Source organism: Dyadobacter sp. (genome assembly GCF_039919315.1).
GTDB lineage: Bacteria > Bacteroidota > Bacteroidia > Cytophagales > Spirosomataceae > Dyadobacter.
The window spans coordinates 1-7541 of the sequence record NZ_JBDSFX010000025.1; the positions used below are offsets into that span (position 1 = coordinate 1).

The 7541-nt window shown below is 44.2% G+C and carries 8 protein-coding genes and 1 pseudogene; 3 read left to right on the top strand and 6 right to left on the bottom strand.

What is annotated here, in order from left to right:
• The 3 genes from ABIO93_RS07515 to ABIO93_RS07525 form a co-directional block, all read right to left on the bottom strand.
• Positions 1-372, bottom strand: a complete 372-nt coding sequence (locus tag ABIO93_RS07515) for a response regulator (protein ID WP_348066103.1) — start codon at positions 370-372, stop codon at positions 1-3.
• A 95-nt stretch (positions 373-467) separates the two neighbouring features.
• Positions 468-773, bottom strand: coding sequence for a hypothetical protein (locus tag ABIO93_RS07520; protein WP_348066105.1), 306 nt, complete (start codon positions 771-773; stop codon positions 468-470).
• A gap of 232 nt (positions 774-1005) precedes the next feature.
• Positions 1006-1179, bottom strand: coding sequence for a helix-turn-helix domain-containing protein (locus tag ABIO93_RS07525; protein ID WP_348066107.1), 174 nt, complete (start codon positions 1177-1179; stop codon positions 1006-1008).
• Between the two features lie 20 nt (positions 1180-1199).
• On the opposite strand from ABIO93_RS07525, the gene ABIO93_RS07530 reads away from it, so the two are divergent.
• Entirely contained in the window at positions 1200-4190 is a 2991-nt protein-coding gene (locus tag ABIO93_RS07530) for a CheR family methyltransferase (protein WP_348066110.1), read from the top strand.
• A 70-nt stretch (positions 4191-4260) separates the two neighbouring features.
• Positions 4261-5280, top strand: coding sequence for a chemotaxis protein CheB (locus ABIO93_RS07535; protein WP_348066112.1), 1020 nt, complete (start codon positions 4261-4263; stop codon positions 5278-5280).
• Positions 5281-5495: 215 nt separating this feature from the next.
• On the opposite strand, the pseudogene ABIO93_RS07540 reads toward ABIO93_RS07535, so the two are convergent.
• The 3 genes and pseudogenes from ABIO93_RS07540 to ABIO93_RS07550 form a co-directional block, all read right to left on the bottom strand.
• Positions 5496-5741, bottom strand: a pseudogene (locus ABIO93_RS07540) (transposase); the annotation flags it as partial.
• A 72-nt stretch (positions 5742-5813) separates the two neighbouring features.
• A complete protein-coding gene (locus tag ABIO93_RS07545; protein ID WP_348066118.1) occupies positions 5814-6383 on the bottom strand; it encodes a recombinase family protein in 570 nt (189 codons plus the stop codon).
• A 35-nt stretch (positions 6384-6418) separates the two neighbouring features.
• Positions 6419-7024, bottom strand: a complete 606-nt coding sequence (locus ABIO93_RS07550; protein WP_348066114.1) for a master DNA invertase Mpi family serine-type recombinase — start codon at positions 7022-7024, stop codon at positions 6419-6421.
• A 117-nt stretch (positions 7025-7141) separates the two neighbouring features.
• Here ABIO93_RS07550 and ABIO93_RS07555 point away from each other — a divergent pair.
• A partial coding sequence (locus ABIO93_RS07555) for a hypothetical protein (RefSeq protein WP_348066116.1) occupies positions 7142-7541 on the top strand: 400 nt, incomplete at its 3' end.

Here is a 7541-nt window from a genome sequence, read left to right on the forward strand (position 1 = left end):
TCATGCGCATGCTGTTTCAAAGATTAATTTAAGTTCTTTTGCCAACAATTTTATTGATCCCGGTTTTTGGAAGAAATGATAATTGTATTGTTTCAACTCATCGAGTGTTTGTTGTGAAATAAGGCCAGAATATACAATAAGCTGGCAGTTATCAGGTATAACCCTGTTTAATTGGTTTAGGCAGTCCATTCCCTGGATGCCGCCCAGGTTCCAATCCATAAATATGAACTCAGGAATTGATTTTTCGTCAGTGCTTATTAATTTGATTGCCGTAGGGCAGTTGAACGCAAAAAGACATCTGACCGGTAAGAGCGTTTGACTAAGGGCTTCCCTGAAAATTTCATGTTCATCATCATCATCGTCAATAAGCATACAGGTAGTCGTTTTTTCCATTTCTACTTACTAAATCATTTTCTAATGGTTCTTCATTTAGTACCTCCAGGAGCAATTAGCTGATAAGGGGTTTACTATAATTCGTCTTCATTACTTATCAAAAGCATTTCCATGTATTGATGGGCCTTATTCCTCGATATATTTAAGGCCACCGAAAGGATAGACCCGCTTTTGTACTCGCATTTACACATTTCTATTTTAAATTCTAAAAACGCCTCAATCATAACCGTATTTGCAATTTCATCTTTAAGCACTAACCTGTAAATTACCCCATACATTGCAGGTCCATACCTGTCATAGAAGTACTCATAAGCAGTTCTATCATTGTCTTTTAGACCAATAGCAAGCTCTTCCCCAGTATATAAAAGACCGTTTTTCACAAGTACGAGTATTATAATATTCACCTTGCAACAACCGTGCCTTGCTTCAATTTTAAGGATAAGATGAGAAATGAGTGGCAACTTGAGCCACCTTCGGCGGAGCAAACTGAGCCAGGGAGTACATCACAAAAAAGTGTGGGGTAATTGATTCTTTTATAACTGAGGTTCCAGTTACAAATGGACCGCAGCCGCAGACGGTGAAAAATAGCGGCGACCGTCGCACGGTTTGGAATTATTCTTTTTTCTTAGCCAGATAATTATACACCGTTCCGTAAGCAACTCCCGACCGGATACTGATCTGATTCATTGATAATCCAGTTTTTTGCAGTTCCAGGATCTGGTTGAGCTTAGTGGTATGTAGCTTGGGTCTGGAAATTTGCTTTCCTTGTGCTCTTGCCCTGGCCATGCCAGCAGGCAACAGACGGTATGCTGGTTGAAACCAATTTCGTCTATGTGATCCCCGGCGATAAGTTTATGACCATAAAAGGGGGGCATTTATATTTAAGTGATAAAAGCGAGGTGAGAAGCCCCCGCCTGACCATCAATACTTTTTTTTCCTCACTTTCTGCTGACAGCGGCTCCAGGGCGATTGGGGTAATCCTGTCGGGCCTTGGTTCTGATGGCAGTAATGGCGTGAAAGCCATTAAAAAGGCTGGAGGGATGATAATTGCCCGCAATCCGGAGACCACCGAATTCAACAGCATGCCTTCCAATGCAATTGCCACGGGTATGGTTGATTTTGTGGTAGAGCCCGAGGCCATACCCGGCGTTATACAAGATTATGCCAAGCGGGAAATGGAACTACTGGCGGAAGGCATCTCTGACGGTGAAAATATGGCCGGGTTGATCGATCTGATCAGCCAGCAGCTACCACTGGATTTCTCGGACTACAAGCAGTCCACCATTTTAAGAAGAATTAAAAGAAGGGCTGCCTATAACAACTTTGAGCAACTTGAAAACTACCTGGAGTTTGCCAAAGGAAACCCAAAAGAAATAGAAGCGCTTGCCAATGACTTTCTGATCAGCGTGACCGCCTTTTTCAGGGACCCCGAAGCGTTTGATTTCTTGGAAAAACAGGTACTCCCTGCTATTGTGAGCAATCTAGCTCCGCGCCAGGAAATCAGAGTATGGGTCACTGGCTGCGCGACCGGCGAAGAAGCTTATTCCATGGCTATGTTGGTCCGTGAGCTGTTGGGAGAAAAAATAAAAGACCATGAAGTAAAAATTTTTGGTACCGATATCGATGGTGCTGCGCTGGCCCATGCAGGTAAAGGAGTTTACACTGCCGCTGTCGTGTCCCAGATACCACAAACTTTCCTGGAAAAGTACTTCATACCGGAGGGGGACGACTACAAAGTAATAATGGAAATACGTAAAATGGTCATTTTTGCACGGCATGACCTGGTTAAAAACCCACCTTATTGTAATATACACCTGATCAGCTGCCGAAACCTGTTGATCTATATGACCCCCGCCTTACAGCAGAAAATATACCAGATGCTGCTCTTTGGTCTTAAGCCGGAAGGTTTTTTATTCCTAGGGTCGAGCGAAAACCCTTTGCCGATATTACAAGCCCTGGAAGTAACCGACAAGAAATCGAAGATTTACAAGAAACTGGATTCAACCCCTCCTGTTAGTTTTGAGGCATTTACCCTCCCGGAATACACTTCAAAACCGGTCAGCTTAGGCTTCTCTCAGCCTGAAACCACTAAAAACCCTGACCGTACGCTTGATGGAGCTATTAACGAAACTATTTTCAATGAAGAGCAGCGCTTGATTGTTTGTATTGACAAAAACAACAGGGTACTTAAATCGTATGGCCCCACGGGCAGGTTCCTGCATCAAAAGAACTTTACATCTGATCTGACCGAGCTTTTGCCCGGCCCTTTAAGCATTGCTTTTAAGACGGCCTGTAACAAGGTCAGCGAAACCCACCAAAAAGCAATAGTCCGGGGGATCCTTATCCAGCAAAACCAGGAAACGATCAAAGTAAGCCTAACGGTTAGCCCCATGGTTTACAAAGGCCGTCCCAATGGGTTTTTGGTGGTACAGTTTACTGAGGCCGACAGCCCTGGCCAGTCATCAGAAAATGCAATGGTATTTGACGAAAAGCTTTATCTGGACGATTACACCAAGCTTTTGGAACAGGAAAACAAAGAACTGAAAGAACAACTGGCCGCTGCCAGTGAAAAGCTGTTTGCCCTCCATGAGAATATGCAGTCCTTTAATGAAGAGCTACTCTCGGCCAACGAGGAAATGCAGAGCAGCAATGAGGAAATGCAGTCGATCAATGAGGAGCTGCATACGCTCAATTCGGACTACCAGTTGAAGAACAAGGAGCTCTTAGGCCTTAACGATGATTTGAACAATTACTTCAAAAGCAATATTAACGGCCAGCTGTTCATTAGTTCGGATCTGCGCCTGATGCGGTTTTCACCTGGTACGGTCCGGCTTATTAACCTGCTGGAAAGCGACATTGGGCGGCCCATCAGTAATATTTCGACCAATTTCAGGTTTGAAACGCTCGCTGACGATATTAACCAGGTCCTTGATAACGGGTATTCTATTACCAAGGAAATCCAGGCCAATGACGGCAAATGGTACCAGGTGATGACGATGGCTTATATCCAGCAAGTGGGCAATAAAAAGACGGGTGCAATTATTACCTTCAATGACATTACCATACTGAAAGACATACAGATCGAGCTGGACAAAAAGAATGAAATCCTGACCCGCATTAACGCGGACCTGGACAACTTTGTGCACACGGCCTCCCATGACCTGCTGGCACCGCTGGGAAATATAGAAGCGAGCATTAGCTTAATGGAGGACATGCCTGTGGACAACCCCGAGTTGAAACCGTTTTTAGCAATCATCCGCAAATCGGTGGAAAATTTCAGTTCCCTTATCAAAGAGATTGGTGCTGTGGCCAAAATTGAAGACGAAGCAATTTCAACAGAAGTGGTAGACCTGAATGAAATTGTAGATAACATCCTGTGGAGCCTGGGTGACAAGATAAAGCAGAGCGGTGCTGTTATCAACACCGATCTAAAAGTGGCCCAAATCCTTTTTTCCAAAAAGAACCTGAGGAGCATAGTCTTCAACCTGATTTCAAACGGGATCAAGTACCGCTCAGAACAGACACCTGTTATCACAATTCAAACTTCGGCCGGAATTGAATTCACCGTTTTGTCTGTTCAGGATAATGGTATCGGGATAGCCCCGGATAATTTCGAAAAAATATTTGAAAAATACGGAAGGATTCAGACTGACCATGATGGCCAGGGGATCGGGCTTTACCTGGCAAAAAAAATCATAAACGCCGCTGGTGGGAATATCCGCGTTGAAAGCACGCCGGGTATTGGAAGTAAATTCATGATCAATTTTCCTGTGGCTGGGTTTTTGCAGCAGGGTTAGCTAGTTGGTGAAAGTTATCTTTTAAGTGGTTTACCAACATTGTTCACATTTCTCGAAAATCATTGTTGCTATGCAGGTAAATAATAAAAGCCGGACCGGAAAAGTTGTGGTGATTGGCACGTCTGCCGGTGGACTTAATGCGGTAAAATTACTAATTAACCAGCTGCAAGAGAATTTCCCAGCCCCGATATTAGTTGTCCAGCATATTTCAGCAGATGCTACGGGCAATGTGCTATTGGACGCTCTCAATAAGCACAGTAAGATCAAATGCGAGCATGCCATTAGTGGGGCCAGTCTTGAAGACGGGCATTTATACCTGGCACCTTCTGACCATCATCTAATGATCGGTGATGATAAGCGTATTTTAATTACCAAAGGGGCTCAGGAAAACCGCGCCCGTCCAGCGATTGACCCGTTGTTCCGGTCTGCGGCTGTTGTATTCGGCAGCAATGTGATAGGGATCCTGTTAACCGGTTACCTGGATGACGGAACAGCCGGGATGATCGCTATCAAAAGGTGCGGTGGGACCTGTATTGTCCAAGACCCGGCAGACGCAGAATATCCTGATATGCCCGCAAATGCTTTAAGCCAGGTAAAAGTGGATTTTTGTGTACCCCTTCTTGAAATGGGCGGTCTACTTTATCAGCAACTGGCAGCAAAACCAGAGAAAAAGAAGCCAGCCCCCAAGGACATATTGATCGAGGCGAAAATCGCCAAACGTGTGTTAAGTGATTTACCTGCCGTTAATGCCTTAGGCGATCAGGTACCGTTTAATTGTCCGGGTTGTGGCGGCGTTTTATGGAAAGTGGACAAGGGTTCTTCGACGCGGTACCGCTGCCACGTTGGTCATGCTTATACCGCACAGGCATTGATGGCCGAACAAACCATGAAGATCGAAGAAACTATGTGGACAGCCCTTCGCATGTTTGAAGAGAGAAGGAACTTGCTTACCACTTTTGCCAGGGAACAAACCGGGGCCATCAGCAAATCGGCATTGGAAAGAGCTGACTTGTCCCAGGTGCATATTGACAGGATCAAGGCAATCTTGCTAGCTGATGATAATAGCACTAGCGATGATATACCAGCCTGAACGGTTGTGTGAGTTTTTTGTCTGATTGGGTTAAATTAAAGATTGTACGGCCACCGCAGCTGTCTTTCTAACTTTTATTTTAACCCTACATATAGAGGTTTTCCTTAAAATGAATACTGTTGGCGAATTCACGCTAGGGCTACCGATCGAGGCATCAAGCGCAAAAAGGAGGCCTGACGAGTCTTGGCCAAGGGTACTTCGTTGATCCAGTCAACAATACGGTATAGATTGATTGCCGTGGCGATACAGATGTGTTGCAAATGCGTTTTGGCCAGACCCACGTAGCGCGAACGTCGCATGCCAAACCCGCGTACTCCCTGGGAAAGCGTTCCTTCAATGCCTGCCCGTTGAGAATAAAGAAACGGCCAGGTTTGCTGAATCTCTCGCTGTCGGGCTGCCTGTAAAGCTTGATACTGCGCATCGCCCCGTAGCCTCTGATTTAGGAAGACGGTTGGAACTATCGATTCGGGCCAAAAGTAAAATAGGAATTTAAATCAAGAGCGTTTGACTTCCGAACTGATGAAATATTGAGATTACAAGACTCTTTTTTGCCCCATAGCTTCCAGGTAACGGTAAACCGTAGTGCGTCCTACGCTAATGATGGCGGCAATTTCTTCAGCAGTTTTCTTTTCCTTGTAGAGCATCACCGCAGTTTCTGCTTTTTTAATTGCTTCCGGGCTAAGTCCTTTCTTTTTGCCGCCCATGCGGCCGCGTGCACGTGCAGCTGAAAGCCCTGCCTTCGTACGCTCCCGGATAATATCCCGTTCAAATTCGGCGAGTGAGGCAAAGATGTTCAGAAAGAATCGTCCCTGGGCTGTCGAAGTGTCAATCGCGTCTTTGAGTGAAACAAATGCAATTTTTCTTTCTTCAAATTGGGCTATCAGGTTAATCAACTCCCGTAGTGATCTTCCCAACCTGTCAAGCTTGTATACAACAACCGTATCGCCTTCTCGAAGCATTTCCAGCATCTTCGAAAGCTGTGGCCGCTCTTTGCCTGATGAGATCTTTTCCTGAAATATCTGCTGGCATTTCGCAAGCTTCAACTCGTCGATCTGCATATCGAGAACCTGGTCTTGTGTAGCGGTTAAAACAAATTCGTGAATTTAGCCAAAACGAATTCAGGAATTCGCCGTACACTTTAATCTTCTCTAAGCTTTCTGGTCCTTATGTAGCTTTCAACTGTTAGCCGGTTAACGCCTAGGATCCTTCCGATTGTAGACACACCAACTTTCTTGTCCAGTAGTTCCCTGATCGTATCTTCCTTGCCAGTCAGTTTTGTCTGCTTCGATAAAGAGCCAGCCGGACGGCCCACCTTCAGTCCTTCACTTTTCATCCGTGCCATTGCTTCCTTGGTACGCTGGGATATCAGGTTGCGTTCTATTTCAGCAGAAAGGGAAAAAGCAAAAGCCAATACTTTCGAGGAAATATTATTGCCCAGTTCGTACCCTTCTTTGATGGCAAACACCTTGCTTCCCTTCTGCATACAAATATGCAGGATGCTCATTACCTCCATCAGGTTTCTTCCTAACCTGGAAAGCTCACTGACTATTAATATGTCATCTTTCTTTAAACCTGTTAAAACACTGCCCAGCTTACGGTCTTCCGGGCGCTTGCTGCCACTTACAACTTCTTCAATCCAGTCATCAACGTGTATCCTTTTCTTTGATGAATATTTTAAAATTTCATAGCGTTGGTTTTCTACGGTCTGCTTGTCTGTGGAAACCCGGATATAGGCATAAATCATAGCAAAAATGACAAAGTTAGGTTAAGGGTACTTTTTAGTATTTAATTATACAATTAAACGATAATATTAGGGTATAATTTACTACCTTAAATATCGCTTACTTTAAGGTACCCTTTTTTGAATCTTTCTAAGCTGGTCAGCCCAAATTATATTTGCTTTCAGCAATACCTGTATGTCAGCGGGACTTGCCTGGCTAACAACCTTAAGATCCCTGTGGGTATTATTGAAACGGGTGCCCAAATATATTTATCTACGCGCTCTGCTGAATGGAAATATATTGTGCATCAGGGACACAAATGGTTTGATTATAATTGTATACCTGTTGAAATTATAATCAGGTATCAGGTCCCCTTACAGGAAGAATTAATAGAAGTGTTTAAAAATTCATTACCTGCTGAAACGGAGAATAAATTATATCAAAATGAGATGCTGGCTATTCAGATAGCTTTGAACCATTCAGAGTTGTTCATTTCAGAATTTAAAGCCAGTTCAATACAAAAGGACAAAATTACAGGTT

Excerpts from the sequence above, each read along its gene's own strand:
- ABIO93_RS07530 (WP_348066110.1), top strand. The coding sequence starts at position 1,200 with ATGCTGGTTGAAACCAATTTCGTCTATGTGATCCCCGGCGATAAGTTT.
- ABIO93_RS07515 (WP_348066103.1), bottom strand. The coding sequence starts at position 372 with ATGCTTATTGACGATGATGATGATGAACATGAAATTTTCAGGGAAGCC.
- ABIO93_RS07525 (WP_348066107.1), bottom strand. The coding sequence starts at position 1,179 with ATGGCCAGGGCAAGAGCACAAGGAAAGCAAATTTCCAGACCCAAGCTA.
- ABIO93_RS07535 (WP_348066112.1), top strand. The coding sequence starts at position 4,261 with ATGCAGGTAAATAATAAAAGCCGGACCGGAAAAGTTGTGGTGATTGGC.
- ABIO93_RS07550 (WP_348066114.1), bottom strand. The coding sequence starts at position 7,024 with ATGATTTATGCCTATATCCGGGTTTCCACAGACAAGCAGACCGTAGAA.